Origin of the sequence: Sulfitobacter sp. SK011, assembly GCF_003352065.1 — a bacterium.
Lineage (GTDB): Bacteria > Pseudomonadota > Alphaproteobacteria > Rhodobacterales > Rhodobacteraceae > Sulfitobacter.
Map to the genome: position 1 here is coordinate 2,247,370 of NZ_CP025803.1, position 16,824 is coordinate 2,264,193.

The window sequence follows — 16,824 nt, forward strand, 5'->3', positions numbered from 1 at the left end:
GGTCCTGACCCTGGACTTCAACCGATGCTGTCATAAAGCGCAAATTCATCCGCAAACTTGCGTTTGAACCGCATTTCAACATCCGCTGACAAGTTCAGGTCCATCTGCGGCGAGACATTTTCCTGGGTGAGGGACAATTCAACGTGCAGCCGCTCTTTCAGGAACGCCTGCAAGCGCGGCTGATCTTCATATCGAAAATAATGGGTAATCCCGGTGCCGTTGGGCTGGCTTTTCATAAAGTTAAGCTGGCTGCCAACATCTGCAAATCCCGGTTTGTCACCCTTCATATAGGCCAGCACAAATTCATCGAAACTGATCCCGAAGGTGTTGTTTGGTTTGTCTTTCATGAAGGGTCGCTGCCGATAGCGATACCAGCTGCCCAACCATGACACCGGTTCGCGCATTACCGCCATAAGCTCAAGCTCTGCATCGCACACTTTGAGAAACATCGGACGAATGAATCGATTATAGCGATAGACCGGCGCGTGTTTCAGCATTGGTGGTTCAGAGATCACCATATCGGCACGCGGGGCCAATGCCATCTCATAGGCAGTCGTCCCGGTTTTTGGCATCGACAAAAAGGCCAGACGTTCCTTAAAAAAAACCAGCACTTAGCGACCACTCCTGCGTCAAACGACATCACGTGAGTTTGTAAACTACTTCTTAACCTTGATGGGAAAAAGATAGGCAATGAAATAATTTGGTTGAAATGTTCTCCTTTTGATCTCATAAGGAACATTAGAAGAACAAAAATCGAGCGGCCCATCGGCGATTGTAGCGGGAGGTCCACTGTGACACTAAGGGAATAGGCAACATGGCAACGGCAGATCTTTTGACAATGGACAGCAAGAAAAACGCGGAAAAGCAAAAGGCGCTCGACAGCGCACTGGCACAGATTGAACGTCAGTTCGGCAAAGGCTCCATCATGAAGCTGGGGGCTGAGGGTGCTATTCAGGACATCACCGCAAGCTCAACCGGATCGCTGGGCCTTGACATCGCGCTTGGCATTGGCGGTCTGCCGATGGGGCGGATCATCGAGATTTACGGCCCTGAATCATCAGGTAAAACCACGCTGACGCTGCATTGCATCGCAGAACAGCAAAAGGCCGGTGGCGTCTGTGCATTTGTGGACGCGGAACATGCGCTTGACCCGCAATATGCAAAGAAACTTGGCATCGACATTGACGAGTTGCTGATTTCGCAACCCGACACCGGCGAACAGGCGCTCGAAATCACCGACACGCTGGTGCGGTCTGGTGCCGTCAACATGGTTGTGGTCGATTCCGTGGCCGCCCTGACACCCAAGTCAGAGTTGGAAGGCGACATGGGCGACAGCAGCGTCGGTGTTCAGGCCCGCCTGATGAGCCAGGCCATGCGCAAGCTGACCGGTTCGATCAGCCGGTCCAACTGCATGGTGATCTTCATTAACCAGATCCGTATGAAAATCGGCGTTATGTTCGGCTCGCCTGAGACGACAAGTGGCGGCAACGCGTTGAAATTCTATTCCTCTGTCCGGCTTGATATTCGCCGGATTGGTGCGCTCAAGGACCGCGACGAGGTGGTCGGCAACGCAACCCGCGTCAAGGTTGTGAAAAACAAGGTCGCAGCCCCCTTCAAGCAGGTCGAGTTTGACATCATGTACGGCGAAGGCATCTCAAAGATGGGCGAATTGCTTGATCTGGGTGTCAAAGTGGGTGTGGTCGACAAATCGGGTTCATGGTTCAGCTATGGCGACGAACGCATCGGGCAGGGCCGTGAAAACGCCAAACAGTTCCTGAAGGACAACGAGGCGATGGCGATGGAGATCGAAGACAAGATCCGTGCCGCGCATGGCCTTGATTTCAACGGCTCCGAGAAAGAAGATATCGATATTCTTGAGGCATAAAGCCACTTTGACCGGGTTCAAATTCACTCCGGTGCCAATTTTGATCAGTACCATTAAAGGGCGTCCCACAACGGGGCGCCTTTTTCGTGCGGTCAGGCTGTGGACAGCGCGGGGTGCCAAGGGTATTTGAATGCCGATACTTGCCCCGGAAGGCCCAGACATGAAGACCCTTAACGACATCCGATCCACCTTTTTGACCTACTTCGAAAAGCAGGGCCATTCCGTCCAGCCCTCTGGCCCCCTTGTGCCGCGCAATGACCCGACCCTGATGTTTGCCAATTCGGGGATGGTGCAGTTTAAAAACCTGTTCACCGGGCTTGAAACCCGAGACTACAATCGCGCCACGACCGCCCAGAAATGCGTCCGTGCAGGGGGCAAGCACAACGATCTGGACAATGTCGGATACACAGCGCGCCATCACACGTTTTTTGAGATGCTGGGCAACTTCAGCTTTGGCGACTATTTCAAAGCTGACGCGATTGCCTTTGCCTGGGAACTGCTGATCAAAGACTTCGGGATCGACCCCACGCGGCTGCTGGTGACGGTGTACCACACGGATGATGAAGCTGCCGATATCTGGAAAAAGGTCGCAAACCTGCCCGATGAACGGATCATCCGCATTGCCACGGATGACAATTTCTGGCGGATGGGCCCGACCGGGCCCTGCGGACCATGCACTGAAATTTTCTATGATCATGGCGATCATATTCCCGGTGGCCCTCCGGGCAGCCCGGACGAGGACGGGGACCGGTTCATCGAGATCTGGAACATCGTTTTCATGCAGAATGAACAATTCGCCGACGGCACGATGCGCCCACTCGACATGCAGTCCATCGACACCGGGATGGGGCTGGAACGGATTGGTGCGCTGCTGCAGGGCAAGCATGACAACTACGACACGGATCTGTTCCGCAGCCTGATTGAGGCAAGCGGCCATGCATTGGGCGTTGATCCGTTTGGGACCGGCAATGTGCATCACCGGGTGATCGCGGATCATCTGCGCTCCACCTCGTTTCTGATTGCCGATGGGGTGATGCCTGCAAATGACGGGCGGGGATATGTGCTGCGCCGTATCATGCGCCGCGCCATGCGGCACGCGCATTTGTTAGGGGCCAAAGATCCGCTGATGTACAAATTGGTGCCCGCACTCGTGCAACAGATGGGGTCCGCCTATCCGGAGCTTGGCAGGGCACAGGCCTTGATCACCGAGACGCTTGAGCTGGAGGAAACGCGGTTCAAGACGACGCTGGAACGGGGCCTGAAGCTGCTTGAAGACGAGGTCAGCGCCCTGCCTGACGGCGCGGTTCTGCCTGGCGATGCCGCCTTCAAGCTATATGACACATTCGGTTTCCCGCTGGACCTGACGCAGGACGCATTGCGCGAACAGGGGCGCGGCGTGGACACGGCAGGGTTTGACACGGCCATGGCCGCCCAAAAGGCCAAGGCCCGCGCGGCATGGTCCGGATCGGGTGAAGCGGCCGATGCGACCGTGTGGTTTGATGTCGCCGACAGACACGGCACCACCGATTTTCTGGGGTATGACACCGAGACGGCGGAAGGTCAGATTGCGGCGATCATCCTGGATGGGGCCATCGCCGGCAAAGCGTCAAAAGGCGACAGCGTGCAGATTGCCCTGAACCAGTCGCCGTTCTATGCCGAATCCGGCGGGCAGGTGGGTGATACTGGCGTGATCAAGACCGAAACCGGGACGGTCAACGTAACAGATACGCGCAAGACCGCAGGCGTCTTTGCCCATATCGGTCAGGTGATTGAAGGCGAGGTTGAGCCCGGTCAGGATGCCGTTCTGACCGTTGATCACGCGCGGCGCACCGCCATCCGTGCCAACCACTCGGCGACGCATCTGCTGCACGAGGCCCTGCGCGGTGTATTGGGTGAGCATGTGGCGCAGCGCGGATCCCTGAACGCCGCAGACCGTTTGCGTTTTGATTTCAGCCATACAAAGGCGATGCTTCCGGATGAATTGACCAAGGTTGAGCGCGAAGTGAACGCGTATATCCGTCAGAACGCGCCGGTTGAAACCCGCATCATGACCCCGGACGATGCCCGCGCGCTGGGGGCGCAGGCGCTCTTTGGTGAAAAATACGGTGATGAAGTGCGCGTGGTGTCGATGGGTCAGCAGGCCGGGTCAGGCAAGGGGGCAGACAAGACCACCTATTCACTGGAATTGTGCGGCGGAACCCATGTGCGCCAGACCGGCGATATCGGGGCATTTGTCCTGCTCGGTGACAGTGCCATCAGCAATGGTGTGCGCCGGATCGAAGCGCTGACCGGTGCCGACGCAATGATGTGGCTGCGCGATCAGCAGGCAGCATTGCAGCGCGTTTCCGAGGCGCTCAAGACCTCTGTAACGGACGTGCCCGATCGGGTGCGCGCCTTGATTGAGGAACGCAAATCGCTCAGCAACGAAGTCGCGCAACTGCGCCGCGAACTGGCAATGTCGGGTGGCGGTGCCGCACCGGTTGAGGCGCGCGACATCGGTGGGGTCAAATTCATCGCTCAGGTCCTGACAGGCGTGACGGGCAAGGATTTGCCGGCGCTGGTGGATGAACATAAGGCGAAACTGGGGTCAGGCGTGGTGCTGTTGATTGCGGATGCGGGCGGCAAAGCTGCCGTGGCATCCGGTGTCACAGACGATCTGACGGGCCGCATTTCCGCTGTTGATGTTCTCAAGGCGGCGGTGGCCGAACTGGGCGGCAAGGGCGGTGGTGGCCGACCTGACATGGCGCAAGGCGGTGGTCAAAGCGCTGAAAACGCACAAGCGGCAATTGCCGCTGCTGAAACCATTCTGAAAGGATAGACCAATGGGCGCACTCTGGATTGCACATGTGACCGTCACCGACGAAGAAGCTTACAAGAAATACGCCGCCGGGGCGACCGTTGCGATTGCCGATCACGGCGGCGAATTTATTGCACGTGGCGGGCGGTTTGTTCAGCTTGAAGGCAAGCCGCGTCCACGTAATGTGGTGGCACGGTTTCCCGATGTCGAAACAGCCGAGAAATGTTATCATTCAGATGCTTATCAGGCGGCTTTAAGCCATGCCCGTGGCGCTTCGGAACGTGAATTGATGATCATCGAGACCAGCGAGTAAGCATTTTCCCCAGTCTTCTGGAAACCCAGCCCTTGGGGCTATTGAGGGGGCAAAAGCCCCCTCAACCCAAAATACATCAGCTCGCTTTGGACATCCGCTTGCGCTCATGCGGATCCAGATAGCGCTTGCGCAACCGGATTGCATTGGGCGTGACTTCGACCAGTTCATCATCGTCGACATAGGCAATTGCCTGTTCCAGCGACAAAGTGACGGGTGTGGTCAAACGGACGGCTTCATCAGTCCCAGAGGCTCGCACGTTGGTCAGTTGCTTGCCCTTCAGCGGGTTCACTTCCAGATCATTCTCACGGCTGTGTTCGCCAATGATCATGCCCTGATAGACATCCGTCTGCGCACCGATGAAGAATTTGCCACGATCTTCGAGCTTCCAAAGCGCATAAGAAACCGCTGTGCCATTTTCCATTGAGATCAGGACCCCGGCACGGCGGCCCGGAATCGGCCCCTTGTGCGGTGCCCAGGTGTGAAAGACCCGGTTCAGAACGCCCGTGCCACGGGTGTCGGTCAGGAATTCACCGTGATAGCCGATCAACCCACGCGAGGGCACATGGGCGACGATGCGGGTCTTGCCAGCACCGGCTGGCTTCATTTCGACCAGCTCGCCTTTGCGGGGGCCGGTGATCTTTTCGATCACGGCACCTGAGTATTCGTCATCCACGTCAATTGTGGCTTCTTCGATGGGCTCATGACGCACGCCGTCAATATCACGGAACAACACCTGCGGGCGCGAGATCGACAGCTCAAACCCTTCGCGGCGCATGTTTTCGATCAACACGCCCATCTGCAATTCGCCGCGGCCTGCAACTTCGAACGCTTCGCCGCCAGGGGTGTCGCTGATCTTGATCGCGACGTTTGATTCCGCCTCTTTCATCAGCCGCTCACGGATGACGCGCGATTGAACTTTCTTGCCGTCACGGCCTGCCAATGGGCTGTCGTTTATGCCAAAGGTCACGGTGATGGTTGGCGGGTCAATCGGTTGCGCGGGCAGGGCGTCTGTCACCGATTGCGCAACGATACTGTCGGCAACCGTGGCTTTGGACATGCCCGCGATCGACACGATATCGCCCGCTTCGGCCACATCAATGGCCTGCTGGCTGAGGCCGCGAAACGCCATGATCTTGGTCACGCGGAAGTTTTCGATCAATTCGCCGTCGCGCGACAGGGCTTTGACCTGCTCACCCGCCTTGAGGCGGCCCGTTTCTACGCGTCCCGTCAGCATCCGACCGATAAACGGATCGGCCCCCAACGTAGTGGCCAGCATGGTGAACGGCTTATCAATATCGACCAGCTGCTTTGGCGCTTTGACATGCTCGACAATCAAATCGAACAACGCAGACAGATCCTTGCGCGGCCCGTCCAGCTCCATATCGGCCCAGCCATTGCGGCCAGAGGCATACATGGACGGGAAATCAAGCTGATCATCATCCGCACCCAGGTTGGCAAAAAGGTCGAAACATTCATCCAGCGCGCGGTCCGGTTCTGCGTCTGCCTTGTCGACCTTGTTCAGCACCACAATCGGGCGCAAGCCCAATGCAAGCGCCTTGGAGGTCACAAATTTCGTCTGTGGCATCGGTCCTTCAGCAGCATCCACCAGCAGCACAACACCATCGACCATCGACAGGATGCGTTCCACTTCGCCACCGAAATCGGCGTGGCCGGGGGTATCCACGATGTTGATGCGCACACCTTTCCATTCCACCGAGGTGGGTTTGGCAAAGATGGTAATGCCGCGTTCACGCTCAAGGTCATTACTGTCCATGGCGCGCTCGGTGGTCGCCTGATTATCCCGGTACGTACCGGATTGTTTCAGCAGTTCGTCGACCAGCGTCGTCTTGCCGTGGTCAACGTGTGCGATGATTGCGATGTTGCGCATGTCCATGGGATCGGCCTTTTAAAGGGAGTTGCCGCGCCCATACCGTGCGGGTGCAGCAAAGGCCAGTAAAAAAACTTATTCCGCCGCGTCCGCGTTCGCATCCTTGCTGTCTGTGCCGCCTCGGGTCAGCGGCAGCGGTTCTTTGAAGGTCAGCGTGCGATAGGGGAAGGGGATTTCGATGCCCGCCTCGTCCAGCGCGCTTTTGACGGCGGCCACCACCTTGTCCCGGCTCGACCTGATGTCGATGGGCCGCGATCCGGTCCACCATGTAACCTCAAAATTGATCGCGCTGTCGGCAAATTCCTGTGCAAAAATCTCGACATCGCGCACATCGTCGCGCACCGCATCAACGCTGCGCACGGCGTCTGCGATGACCTCGCGGGCGGCATCGACATCTTCACTATAAGCGACGCCACAAATGATCGTTGTCCGGCGCACGTCACGGGCGGTGCGGATTGTGACGGGGTTCTTGAAAAACATTGCATTGGGCGCGACCACCAATTGGCCATCGGTCTGACGCACATGGGTGTCGCGGATGGTGATCTCTTCGACCTGGCCTTCGATGTCCTCACAGTCAATATAATCGTCGATCGAAAAAGGTTCGCGCAGCAACAGCAGCACACCCGCGAGAAAATTCTCGAATACGTCCTTGAACGCAAAACCGATGGCAACGCCACCAACACCAAGTGCGGTCAGCGCCTTGCCCGGCGTGATGGTGGGAAAGGCGATGGTGACTGCAATCAACACGCCAAACAGCCAGATGCCGACCGTGATCAGCATCATGATCACATCTACAAGCGCACGCCGCATGCGCGCACGTTTGAGCGACCGGGGCAAAATCCATTTCAGAACCTTGATCAAAGCCCAGATGAAGATGAGAAACAGAAACGCGAGGATCAATTGAGGCAGCAGCGCCCAAAACCCTGTGGCGTATCCTTCAAGTTGATTGCGAAGCGGGTCGGGCAGGGACGCCCAAAGTGATCCAAATACCTCTGACATGGAAAGGCAACGCGCCACGCACGGCGCGGTTCCCCCTCAATGCGGTGTGGCGTCAGAAAACAGATGGATCACCGCAATACCGCAAATGATCAGCGCCAGACCCAGCACAGCGGGCAGATCAAGGCGTTGTCCAAAAACCGCAAATCCGATGATGGCAATCAGAATAATCCCCAAGCCGGACCAAAGCGCATAAACGACCCCCACAGGCATCACCTTGAGCGTCATCGACAGCAGATAGAAAGACACCGCATAGGCCAGAACAACCAGAATTGACGGCCAAAGACGGGTAAACTGCTGTGAGGCCTGCAGCGCGGTCGTGCCAATGGTTTCTGCCAGAACAGCGAGCGCAAGGATCAGATAAGCGGGCATGTGGAATCCCTCATAATGGCAATTGCGTGGTTTCTTTGATCTCTTCCATGACAAAGCTGGCCGAGACATCTGACAACGGCACCTTGCGGATCAGTGATTGATAAAGTTGGTCATACCCGGCCATATCCGCCACCCGCGCCCGGATCAGATAATCCAGATCACCACTCATCCGAAAGACGCTTAGGATTTCCGGCATATCCTGCGTGGCTTTCTTGAAGGTGTTAAGCCAATCCGGCGCGTGGGCATTTGTACGTATCTGCATGAACACAGTCAGCCCAAGACCCAATTTCGCCGCATCCAGCAGGGTCACGCGCCCCTTGATCACGCCAGATGCCTCAAGCGCACGGATACGCCGCCAACAGGCATTGCGCGACAGATGCACAGCCTCGCCCAGTGTATCAAGCGATTGGCCTGCATCGCGTTGCAGTTCTTTCAGAATACGGCGGTCAATATCATCAATATTCAACATAAATTGGACTATTGTGGGAAATTATCTTCAAAGCAAGCGATATACCCGTATCTTTGGGAAATATTCACGGACGCCTTGGCATAGTTTGCCCCCAGCAAGCCAAAACGCCCTATGAGGAGAGCAAACCATGATCACACGTGTATTTCTGGACCACCCCGCAAAAGTCGATGAAACATTTTTTCAGCATATGGCCTTTGCGTTGAAATTCTCCGGTTTGTTGTTCACTGCTGCCGGTGCGGCATTGGTGCATGCCTTCATCCCATGCCTGTGTGAAAAAACCGCCAGTGGCATCATCGCAAAACTTTATGCACGTACGCACAACCGGGGCCAATAAACATGTGCCGTTGGGCGGCATGGCAGGGCCGGCCACTTTACCTGAGTGAAATTCTGACTGCGCCTGACCATTCGCTGATCCACCAGTCGCGCGAGGCATCAAAGTGCAAAACCGCAATCAATGCGGATGGTTTTGGGCTGGCCTGGTATGGGGATCGCCCAAACCCCGGCCAATACCGCGATGTCTATCCTGCGTGGTCTGACCCAAATTTGAAATCACTGGCAGAACAGGTTCAGGCCCGTCTATTTCTGGCGCATGTGCGCGCGTCAACCGGCACGGCGACCAGCCGCAACAATTGCCATCCGTTTGTGCAGGGCACATGGTCGTTCATGCACAACGGTCAGGTTGGCGGGTTCGACGGCTTTCGCCGCCATGCCGAAGCGCTGATTCTGGATGATCTTTATCCCAACCGCAGAGGGGCCACAGACAGCGAGGCCCTGTTTCTGGTGGCCCATGGTTTGGGACTGGATGCGGATCCAAAGGCCGCGTTAGAAAATGCCGTGGCCCAGTTTGAGGCCCTCTCGCGCAAATCCGGACAGGGCCCGCACATACGGATGACTGCGGCGCTGTCTGACGGTGAAACACTGTTCGCGGTTCGCTACGCGTCGGACCATCTGGCACCGTCGCTGTATTACCAATGGAACGCGGCCTGGCAGGGATGGGCCGTGGTGTCAGAACCTTATGACACAGCATTTGGCGATTGGATCGAGGTTCCAAAGGGCAGCTTTTGCCGTTTTACCGCGACGGAATGCGAGATTGTGCCGTTTCAGCCATCAGTAATGAGTAAGGCCGCCTGAACGGGCAGCACCCTTAAAGAGGTGACTGGGGCCGCAAATCGCGGCCTCTTATTTTTCTAACCTTTGAGCGCCTTGTTCAGGTTCTCATCCACCTTTTCCAAGAAGCCCATGGTGGTCATCCATTTCTGATCAGGTCCGACCAGCAATGCGAGATCTTTGGTCATATCGCCGCTTTCAACGGTGTCGACGACCACCTTTTCCAGCGTCTCGGCAAAGTTGATCAGCGCGGTATTGCCGTCAAGCTTGCCCCGATGCTTCAGACCACCCGTCCAGGCATAGATCGACGCGATTGAGTTGGTGGAGGTTTCCTCGCCCTTCTGATGCTGACGATAATGACGCGTCACAGTGCCGTGCGCCGCCTCGGCCTCAACCGTTTTCCCATCAGGGGTCATCAGAATGGAGGTCATCAGGCCCAGCGAGCCAAAACCCTGCGCCACAGTGTCAGACTGCACATCTCCATCGTAATTCTTGCAGGCCCAGACATAGCCGCCATTCCATTTCATTGCACAGGCGACCATATCGTCGATCAGGCGGTGTTCGTACGTGATGCCCGCCGCCTTGAACTTGTCGGCAAACTCCGCATCAAAGATTTGCTGAAACAGCTCAAGAAAACGACCGTCATATTGCTTGAGGATCGTGTTCTTGGTCGACAGATAAAGCGGCCACTTGAGGTTTAGCGCATAATTCATCGACGCGCGGGCAAAATCGATGATGGACTTGTCCAGATTATACATTGCCATGACGACACCGGCATCGGGGGCATCAAACACCTCATGTTCGATCTCGGTACCGTCTTCGCCGACGAATTTGATGGTCAGCTTGCCAGCACCGGGAAATTTGAAGTCGGTCGCACGGTATTGGTCACCAAAGGCGTGGCGACCCACAACAATCGGTTTGGTCCAGCCGGGGACAAGACGCGGCACGTTCTTGCAGATGATCGGCTGGCGGAAAATCACGCCGCCGAGGATGTTGCGAATGGTGCCGTTTGGCGAACGCCACATCTTCTTGAGGCCAAATTCCTCGACCCGCGCCTCGTCCGGTGTGATGGTCGCACATTTGACACCAACGCCGTATTTCTTGATCGCTTCAGCAGAATCCACGGTGATCTGGTCGTCTGTGTCATCACGCGCCTGAATGCCGAGGTCATAATATTTCAGATCAACGTCCAGATAGGGGAGGATCAGCTTTTTCTTGATGAAATCCCAGATGATCCGGGTCATTTCATCACCGTCAAGCTCGACAATGGGGTTCTCTACCTTGATCTTGGACATATGTCTCTCCTTGGCTGGCGTGTTGGTCTGGCACTAGCCCAGAATCGCGCGAAGGGAAAGGAGGTATACCAAGGTATACCGTGCGCAGACCTCTTTTGGGTGGACCTAAACCGCCAAAAAGACAGTGACATTGGCCGTTTTCCCTGGACAGATATGCGCGAACAATCCCTGCCGCTGCTTTATTGACGTTTGTCGAACCACGCCCGGACCCGTCGGCGGGCATAGTCGAAAAGACCCGGTGCCCCGATGGCGATCTTGCGCCCGACCTTGGCCTCGAACTGGTCATAGGTGACGTCATATGTGACCCAAGACCCCCCGCCCGAGGCCAGATTCTGCATCGGGGGCTGAAACCGGTCCAGGGATTTGGCAAACTTGGCTGCCGGGGTTTCAGCGGCCTCGAATTCCTCCCAGATTGCGCGCAGGTCGTCGCGTAGATCATCGGGCAAAACACCGAACAGTCGGTCTGCCGCTTGCTGTTCCTCATTGTATGTCGTGACGGGGTCATGGGTGCCAAAGATCGGATTGTCGCCTGCGTCGATCTCGACCAGATCGTGCAGGATGAGCATGCGAATGACCCGGTTGATGTCCACATCCGGTCCAGCCTGATCGGCCAGCACCAACGCATAGAGCGTCAGATGCCACGAATGTTCGGCGGAATTTTCATAGCGCGACGTGTCGCAAAGCGTTGTACCGCGAACGATGGACTTGAGCTTGTCTGCCTCGTTCAGAAAGGCAATCTGCTGCTCAAGCCGTGCGGTCATTCCGGTTTGGGCTTTTTGGCTTCGTGATCCAACAGTGTCTTTTTCAAAAACGCACGGCCCTGCAATTCCGCCATTCGGGTGCGGATCGCTGTCAGAAATGCTTCTTCAAGGGTTTGCGACGACGCCCCCAGCACCTCGCCGACCTTCATGAACAAACGATCGTCGCCAATCTTGGTCTGCACAGACAGGCAATCCTCGGCCAGCTTATTGGCCATTTCGGTGACAGCGGGGTCTGACATCAGCGCGAGGTCTCTGTCAGGCGCCGCCTCACATAATCGGTGGTGGAGGTGATCAGTGTGTCCATATGCGGCTCTTCAAAGAAATGGCCGGCACCTTCGACTTCCTGATGGGTAATCGTGATGCCTTTTTGCTCGTGCAGTTTGTTAACAAGGTTCACCGTGTCCGCAGGCGGTGCCACGCGGTCAGCGGTGCCATTGATCACCAGACCAGAGGCCGGGCAGGGGGCGAGGAAGCTGAAATCATACATATTCGCGGGTGGTGCGACGGAAATAAATCCGGTGATTTCCGGACGGCGCATCAAAAGCTGCATCCCGATCCATGCACCAAAGCTGAAACCCGCCACCCAGCAGTGTTTCGAATTGTTGTTCATGGATTGCAGATAATCGAGCGCGCTGGCCGCATCTGAAAGCTCACCAATGCCCTGATCATATTCACCTTGACTGCGACCAACACCACGGAAGTTGAACCGCAACACAGTGAAGCCCATGTTATAAAAGGCATAATGCAGGTTATAGACAACCTTGTGGTTCATCGTTCCGCCAAACTGCGGATGCGGATGCAACACGATGGCAATCGGGGCATCGCGTTCTTTTTGTGGATGATAGCGGCCTTCGAGGCGGCCTTCGGGTCCGGGAAAAATTACCTCGGGCATATGCGTCCCTGTTTGGGGGCTCTTATGGTACTGCCGAATAGTTGACTAATTCGCTAAGGCACCTTAGAACGGTTCTAATCTTGTGTCCGCACAGTTTGCGGGGCTTGACCAAGCACTTAGGCATTTCGCGCGCCCGCGTCAATCAACGCAGGCGCAAATGGGGGTAACGAGCGATGAAGCTGTCAACCAAAGGCCGTTATGCCATGGTCGCACTGGCCGATATCGCCTTGCAGCCGGGCGATGCGCTGGTGTCTTTGGGCGACATTGCAGAGCGGCAGTCGATTTCATTACCCTATCTTGAACAGCTTTTTGTTAAATTGCGGCGCGCCGATCTTGTGACATCGGTGCGCGGGCCGGGTGGCGGGTACCGGTTGGGGCGTCCGGCCTCGGATATCCGTGTCGTTGATGTGCTGGCGGCGGTGGATGAGACATTGGATGCGATGCACAAAGGGGCAGGTGCCTCTGGCGGATCATCGGGCAGCCGCGCCCAATCCATGACCAACCGTCTCTGGGAGGGGCTGAGCGCGCATGTCTATGTGTTTTTGCACCAGACCCGGCTGTCAGATGTGATCTCGAACGGGCTTGTGCCATGTCCCGCTGTGCCAAATCTATTTGCGGTGGTGGATGAATGAACCGGGTATATCTCGATCACAACGCCACCACGCCATTGCGGGCCGAGGCACGCCGCGCGATGGGTGCGGCAATGGATGTGGTGGGCAATCCGTCATCGGTGCATGCCGAAGGACGCGCGGCAAAAGCGCTGATTGAAAAGGCGCGCGCCCAAGTGGCGGCGGCATTGGGGGCCGACGGGGCAGACATCGTTTTCACATCCGGTGCGACCGAAGCAGCAGGTTTGGCATTGTCGGGTCGCAGGTTGCACTGTGCCGCGATTGAACATGATGCAGTCCGTGCGTGGACGGTTGAGGATCTGGCTGTAAACGCGCAAGGACGGGTCGATGTTGACGATCCCGCAACTGCGACCTTGCAATGGGCCAACTCAGAAACCGGCGTCCTGCAAGACCTGCCAACTGGTTTGGCGGTCAGTGACATGACCCAGGGGTTTGGCAAGCTGGCGGTTGATTTTATGGGCTCCGGCGTGCGCATGGCGCTGGTGTCTGCCCATAAGCTTGGGGGGCCCAAAGGCAACGGCGCATTGGTCTTGCGACGCGGTCAGGACGTGCCTGTGCAGATCAAAGGCGGCGGACAGGAAATGGGCCGCCGCTCTGGCACCGAAAACGTAATCGGGATCGCAGGTTTTGGTGCAGCAGCCGAGGCCGCAGCGCGTGACGTGGTGTCTGGCCGCTGGCAAGAGGTTGCTGTTTTGCGCGATTTGTTGGAAGAGGCCCTTGAGGCTTCGACAAAGGCGACTATTTTTGTAGGGAAAGATGCGGACCGTTTGCCCAACACTTCCTGCATCCTGACGCCGGGGTGGAAAGGCGAAACGCAGGTGATGCAAATGGATTTGTCTGGCTTTGCCATTTCGGCGGGGTCAGCGTGCTCATCGGGCAAGGTGCGCGCCAGCGCGGTCTTGCGCGCGATGGGATATGATGAAACGGAGGCAGCAAGCGCGATCCGCGTGTCTTTGGGCCTCGATACGAAACGCGATGATGTGCTGCGGTTTGCCGATACATGGACCGCAAAGTTAAAGAAACACGAGCAGCGGGCCGCGTAATTGCGACTGGCGGGATAGGGGAACGAGACCTTGGATACTGTGATCACAGACCAGCACGATGACGTCAAAGAAGGCGTGGATCAGGACACCGTAGATGCCGTGCGTGAAGTGGGCGGCAAGTACAAATACGGCTGGGCCACCGATATCGAGATGGAATATGCGCCCAAAGGTCTGTCCCCCGATATCGTCAAACTGATCTCGGAGAAAAATGAAGAACCTGAATGGATGCTGGAATGGCGTCTGGCCGCCTATGATCGTTGGCTGACCAAGAAAGAACCAACTTGGGCGATGGTTGATTATCCTGAGATCAATTTCCAGGATCAGTATTACTATGCCCGCCCAACCAGCATGATTGACAAACCCAAATCGCTGGACGACGTGGACCCCAAGCTGTTGGAAACCTACAAAAAATTGGGTATCCCGCTGAAGGAACAGATGATTTTGGCCGGGGTCGAAGGGGCAGAAGACGCGCCCGCAGAAGGCCGCAAGGTCGCTGTGGACGCGGTATTTGATTCTGTTTCGGTTGGGACAACCTTTCAGGAAGAGCTGAAGAAAGCCGGGGTTATCTTCTGTTCCATTTCCGAGGCGATCCGCGAACATCCTGAACTGGTGCGCAAATATCTAGGGTCCGTTGTCCCCGTGTCAGACAATTTCTATGCAACGCTGAACTCTGCCGTGTTCTCAGACGGGTCGTTTGTATATGTGCCGCCGGGCGTGCGTTGCCCGATGGAGTTGAGCACTTATTTCCGCATCAACGCCGAGAATACCGGTCAGTTTGAGCGCACGCTGATCATTGCCGACAAGGGGTCTTATGTCAGCTACCTCGAGGGCTGTACGGCACCCCAGCGCGATGAATCACAACTCCACGCCGCCGTGGTCGAGATTATCATCGAAGAAGATGCCGAAGTGAAATATTCGACTGTTCAGAACTGGTATCCCGGTGATGAAAACGGCAAGGGCGGCATCTACAATTTCGTCACCAAACGCGCCGATTGCCGCGGCGATCGCGCCAAGGTGATGTGGACACAGGTTGAAACCGGGTCTGCGGTCACGTGGAAATACCCAAGCTGCATCCTGCGCGGCGATGACGCGCAGGGTGAATTTTATTCCATCGCGATTGCCAACAACATGCAGCAGGCCGACACCGGCACCAAGATGATCCATCTGGGCAAGCGCACCAAGTCGCGCATCGTCTCAAAGGGGATTTCGGCGGGCAAGGCGCAAAACACCTATCGGGGGCTGGTCAGCATGCACCCCAAAGCGCGCGAATCGCGCAACTATACCCAATGCGACAGCCTGTTGATCGGCGACAAATGTGGGGCGCACACGGTGCCTTACATCGAGGTCAAGAACAACTCCAGCCGGGTAGAGCACGAGGCGACCACATCCAAAGTCGACGACGATCAGCTGTTCTATTGCCGGTCGCGTGGCATGGACGAGGAAGAAGCCGTGGCACTGGTGGTCAATGGCTTCTGCAAGGACGTGTTGCAGGCGCTGCCGATGGAATTTGCCATGGAAGCACAGGCCCTTGTTGCGATCTCTTTGGAAGGGTCCGTCGGTTAATGAACCGGGTACGCGAAACCGTTGATCTGAATGCGATCCGCTGGGCAATCCAAAAGGGCAAGCCTGTGGTCATTCCCGACATTGATGTCGCGGTCTGTCAAATTGACGGGCATACGTTCCGCTTTGCATCGGATCGCATTGCCGATCCGATCCAGCGCAGCAATCGCGGGGGGGCTTTTTACGAAGAACCAGAACTGGCGATGATCAAGGCGCATTTTCCGCAAGGGGGCACTTTTGTCGATATCGGGTCCAACATCGGCAACCACAGCCTTTTTGTCGCAGCGTTCCTGCAGCCTAAGAAAATCATCCCGTTCGAGCCCAATCCACTGGCGTACAAACTGCTGCTGGCGAATGTTGTGCTGAACGAATTCAGCGGAGTTTTCGATCTGCGGCACATTGGCTTTGGCGTGTCGGACGAGAAAGCGGATGGTTTTGGGATGACCAAACGAAAGCGCAATCTTGGCGCTGCACGGATGCAGGCTGGCGAAGGCGATATCGAGACCATCACAGGCGACGAAGCGATGGCAGATGACACGCCTGATTTCATAAAGATCGATGTCGAAGGTATGGAAATGCTGGCCCTGCGTGGCTTGCAGGAAACCATCACCCGCTGCGCACCGATGATCCTGATCGAAGTGGATCAAGAGAATTACGCCGCCTTTGATGATTGGGTCGAAAAACACGGCTATGACGTGATCGACACGTTCAAGCGCTATACCACCAACAAGAACTTTCTGTTGCGCAAACAACAACAGGGCTGATCGGCCCCACCTCATTAGAACTTTGGCGCAGCGCGCCACCAAGGAGACGAGAC

General features: G+C 56.4%; 18 protein-coding genes. 9 read left to right on the top strand and 9 right to left on the bottom strand.

Annotation, left to right across the window (positions count from 1 at the left end):
- Positions 1 to 17: 17 nt before the first annotated feature.
- Positions 18 to 611: a gamma-glutamyl kinase gene (locus C1J02_RS11045; protein WP_114878627.1), complete on the bottom strand. Its 594-nt coding sequence runs from the start codon at positions 609 to 611 to the stop codon at positions 18 to 20.
- Between the two features lie 203 nt (positions 612 to 814).
- Here C1J02_RS11045 and recA point away from each other — a divergent pair, with 203 nt between their 5' ends.
- From recA to C1J02_RS11060, 3 genes are all read left to right on the top strand, one after another.
- Positions 815 to 1,885, top strand: a complete 1,071-nt coding sequence (gene recA, locus C1J02_RS11050) for a recombinase RecA (protein WP_114878628.1) — start codon at positions 815 to 817, stop codon at positions 1,883 to 1,885.
- Between the two features lie 160 nt (positions 1,886 to 2,045).
- Positions 2,046 to 4,703, top strand: coding sequence for an alanine--tRNA ligase (gene alaS / locus C1J02_RS11055; protein WP_114878629.1), 2,658 nt, complete (start codon positions 2,046 to 2,048; stop codon positions 4,701 to 4,703).
- Positions 4,704 to 4,707: 4 nt separating this feature from the next.
- The gene (locus C1J02_RS11060) at positions 4,708 to 4,995 is read left to right on the top strand and encodes a DUF1330 domain-containing protein (RefSeq protein WP_114878630.1); all 288 of its coding nucleotides are present in this window, start codon (positions 4,708 to 4,710) and stop codon (positions 4,993 to 4,995) included.
- 76 nt (positions 4,996 to 5,071) lie between these two features.
- On the opposite strand, the gene typA is transcribed toward C1J02_RS11060, so the two are convergent.
- From typA to C1J02_RS11080, 4 genes are all read right to left on the bottom strand, one after another.
- On the bottom strand, positions 5,072 to 6,889 hold the full coding sequence (gene typA / locus C1J02_RS11065; protein WP_114878631.1) for a translational GTPase TypA: 1,818 nt from the start codon (positions 6,887 to 6,889) through the stop codon (positions 5,072 to 5,074).
- Positions 6,890 to 6,958: 69 nt separating this feature from the next.
- The gene (locus tag C1J02_RS11070) at positions 6,959 to 7,882 is read right to left on the bottom strand and encodes a mechanosensitive ion channel family protein (protein ID WP_114878632.1); all 924 of its coding nucleotides are present in this window, start codon (positions 7,880 to 7,882) and stop codon (positions 6,959 to 6,961) included.
- 36 nt (positions 7,883 to 7,918) lie between these two features.
- Positions 7,919 to 8,251 (bottom strand): SMR family transporter, encoded by a 333-nt coding sequence (locus C1J02_RS11075; protein WP_114878633.1) that lies wholly within the window; start codon positions 8,249 to 8,251, stop codon positions 7,919 to 7,921.
- Between the two features lie 10 nt (positions 8,252 to 8,261).
- Positions 8,262 to 8,720, bottom strand: coding sequence for an Lrp/AsnC family transcriptional regulator (locus tag C1J02_RS11080; RefSeq protein ID WP_114878634.1), 459 nt, complete (start codon positions 8,718 to 8,720; stop codon positions 8,262 to 8,264).
- A gap of 127 nt (positions 8,721 to 8,847) precedes the next feature.
- On the opposite strand from C1J02_RS11080, the gene C1J02_RS11085 reads away from it, so the two are divergent.
- Together C1J02_RS11085 and C1J02_RS11090 are read left to right on the top strand one after the other, a co-directional pair.
- Positions 8,848 to 9,054, top strand: a complete 207-nt coding sequence (locus C1J02_RS11085; protein ID WP_114878635.1) for a DUF6356 family protein — start codon at positions 8,848 to 8,850, stop codon at positions 9,052 to 9,054.
- Positions 9,055 to 9,056: 2 nt separating this feature from the next.
- On the top strand, positions 9,057 to 9,851 hold the full coding sequence (locus tag C1J02_RS11090) for a class II glutamine amidotransferase (protein ID WP_114878636.1): 795 nt from the start codon (positions 9,057 to 9,059) through the stop codon (positions 9,849 to 9,851).
- A 56-nt stretch (positions 9,852 to 9,907) separates the two neighbouring features.
- On the opposite strand, the gene C1J02_RS11095 is transcribed toward C1J02_RS11090, so the two are convergent.
- From C1J02_RS11095 to C1J02_RS11115, 4 genes are all read right to left on the bottom strand, one after another.
- On the bottom strand, positions 9,908 to 11,122 hold the full coding sequence (locus tag C1J02_RS11095) for an NADP-dependent isocitrate dehydrogenase (protein ID WP_114878637.1): 1,215 nt from the start codon (positions 11,120 to 11,122) through the stop codon (positions 9,908 to 9,910).
- Positions 11,123 to 11,301: 179 nt separating this feature from the next.
- Complete coding sequence (locus tag C1J02_RS11105; protein WP_114878639.1) at positions 11,302 to 11,883, bottom strand: HD family hydrolase; 582 nt, start codon at positions 11,881 to 11,883, stop codon at positions 11,302 to 11,304.
- Positions 11,880 to 12,122, bottom strand: a complete 243-nt coding sequence (locus C1J02_RS11110) for a hypothetical protein (protein WP_114878640.1) — start codon at positions 12,120 to 12,122, stop codon at positions 11,880 to 11,882. Before C1J02_RS11110 ends, C1J02_RS11105 begins: the two co-directional genes overlap by 4 nt.
- Positions 12,122 to 12,775: an alpha/beta hydrolase gene (locus tag C1J02_RS11115; protein ID WP_114878641.1), complete on the bottom strand. Its 654-nt coding sequence runs from the start codon at positions 12,773 to 12,775 to the stop codon at positions 12,122 to 12,124. The genes C1J02_RS11110 and C1J02_RS11115 overlap by 1 nt, the downstream gene beginning before the upstream one ends.
- A gap of 173 nt (positions 12,776 to 12,948) precedes the next feature.
- Between C1J02_RS11115 and C1J02_RS11120 the strand changes: the two genes are divergently transcribed.
- The 4 genes from C1J02_RS11120 to C1J02_RS11135 are packed head-to-tail and all read left to right on the top strand — an operon-like array spanning position 12,949 to position 16,771.
- Positions 12,949 to 13,407 (top strand): Rrf2 family transcriptional regulator, encoded by a 459-nt coding sequence (locus C1J02_RS11120; protein WP_114878642.1) that lies wholly within the window; start codon positions 12,949 to 12,951, stop codon positions 13,405 to 13,407.
- Positions 13,404 to 14,447, top strand: coding sequence for a cysteine desulfurase family protein (locus tag C1J02_RS11125; protein WP_114878643.1), 1,044 nt, complete (start codon positions 13,404 to 13,406; stop codon positions 14,445 to 14,447). The genes C1J02_RS11120 and C1J02_RS11125 overlap by 4 nt, the downstream gene beginning before the upstream one ends.
- Before the next feature lie 39 nt (positions 14,448 to 14,486).
- Complete coding sequence (sufB, locus tag C1J02_RS11130; protein ID WP_114880518.1) at positions 14,487 to 16,010, top strand: Fe-S cluster assembly protein SufB; 1,524 nt, start codon at positions 14,487 to 14,489, stop codon at positions 16,008 to 16,010.
- Complete coding sequence (locus C1J02_RS11135; RefSeq protein ID WP_114878644.1) at positions 16,010 to 16,771, top strand: FkbM family methyltransferase; 762 nt, start codon at positions 16,010 to 16,012, stop codon at positions 16,769 to 16,771. The genes sufB and C1J02_RS11135 overlap by 1 nt, the downstream gene beginning before the upstream one ends.
- Positions 16,772 to 16,824 lie beyond the last annotated feature (53 nt).

Bases quoted from the DNA above. Each gene is read 5' to 3' on its own strand.
- recA (WP_114878628.1), top strand. From the start codon at position 815: ATGGCAACGGCAGATCTTTTGACAATGGACAGCAAGAAAAACGCGGAA.
- alaS (WP_114878629.1), top strand. From the start codon at position 2,046: ATGAAGACCCTTAACGACATCCGATCCACCTTTTTGACCTACTTCGAA.
- C1J02_RS11060 (WP_114878630.1), top strand. From the start codon at position 4,708: ATGGGCGCACTCTGGATTGCACATGTGACCGTCACCGACGAAGAAGCT.
- typA (WP_114878631.1), bottom strand. From the start codon at position 6,889: ATGGACATGCGCAACATCGCAATCATCGCACACGTTGACCACGGCAAG.
- C1J02_RS11070 (WP_114878632.1), bottom strand. From the start codon at position 7,882: ATGTCAGAGGTATTTGGATCACTTTGGGCGTCCCTGCCCGACCCGCTT.
- C1J02_RS11075 (WP_114878633.1), bottom strand. From the start codon at position 8,251: ATGCCCGCTTATCTGATCCTTGCGCTCGCTGTTCTGGCAGAAACCATT.
- C1J02_RS11080 (WP_114878634.1), bottom strand. From the start codon at position 8,720: ATGTTGAATATTGATGATATTGACCGCCGTATTCTGAAAGAACTGCAA.
- C1J02_RS11085 (WP_114878635.1), top strand. From the start codon at position 8,848: ATGATCACACGTGTATTTCTGGACCACCCCGCAAAAGTCGATGAAACA.
- C1J02_RS11090 (WP_114878636.1), top strand. From the start codon at position 9,057: ATGTGCCGTTGGGCGGCATGGCAGGGCCGGCCACTTTACCTGAGTGAA.
- C1J02_RS11095 (WP_114878637.1), bottom strand. From the start codon at position 11,122: ATGTCCAAGATCAAGGTAGAGAACCCCATTGTCGAGCTTGACGGTGAT.
- C1J02_RS11105 (WP_114878639.1), bottom strand. From the start codon at position 11,883: ATGACCGCACGGCTTGAGCAGCAGATTGCCTTTCTGAACGAGGCAGAC.
- C1J02_RS11110 (WP_114878640.1), bottom strand. From the start codon at position 12,122: ATGTCAGACCCCGCTGTCACCGAAATGGCCAATAAGCTGGCCGAGGAT.
- C1J02_RS11115 (WP_114878641.1), bottom strand. From the start codon at position 12,775: ATGCCCGAGGTAATTTTTCCCGGACCCGAAGGCCGCCTCGAAGGCCGC.
- C1J02_RS11120 (WP_114878642.1), top strand. From the start codon at position 12,949: ATGAAGCTGTCAACCAAAGGCCGTTATGCCATGGTCGCACTGGCCGAT.
- C1J02_RS11125 (WP_114878643.1), top strand. From the start codon at position 13,404: ATGAACCGGGTATATCTCGATCACAACGCCACCACGCCATTGCGGGCC.
- C1J02_RS11135 (WP_114878644.1), top strand. From the start codon at position 16,010: ATGAACCGGGTACGCGAAACCGTTGATCTGAATGCGATCCGCTGGGCA.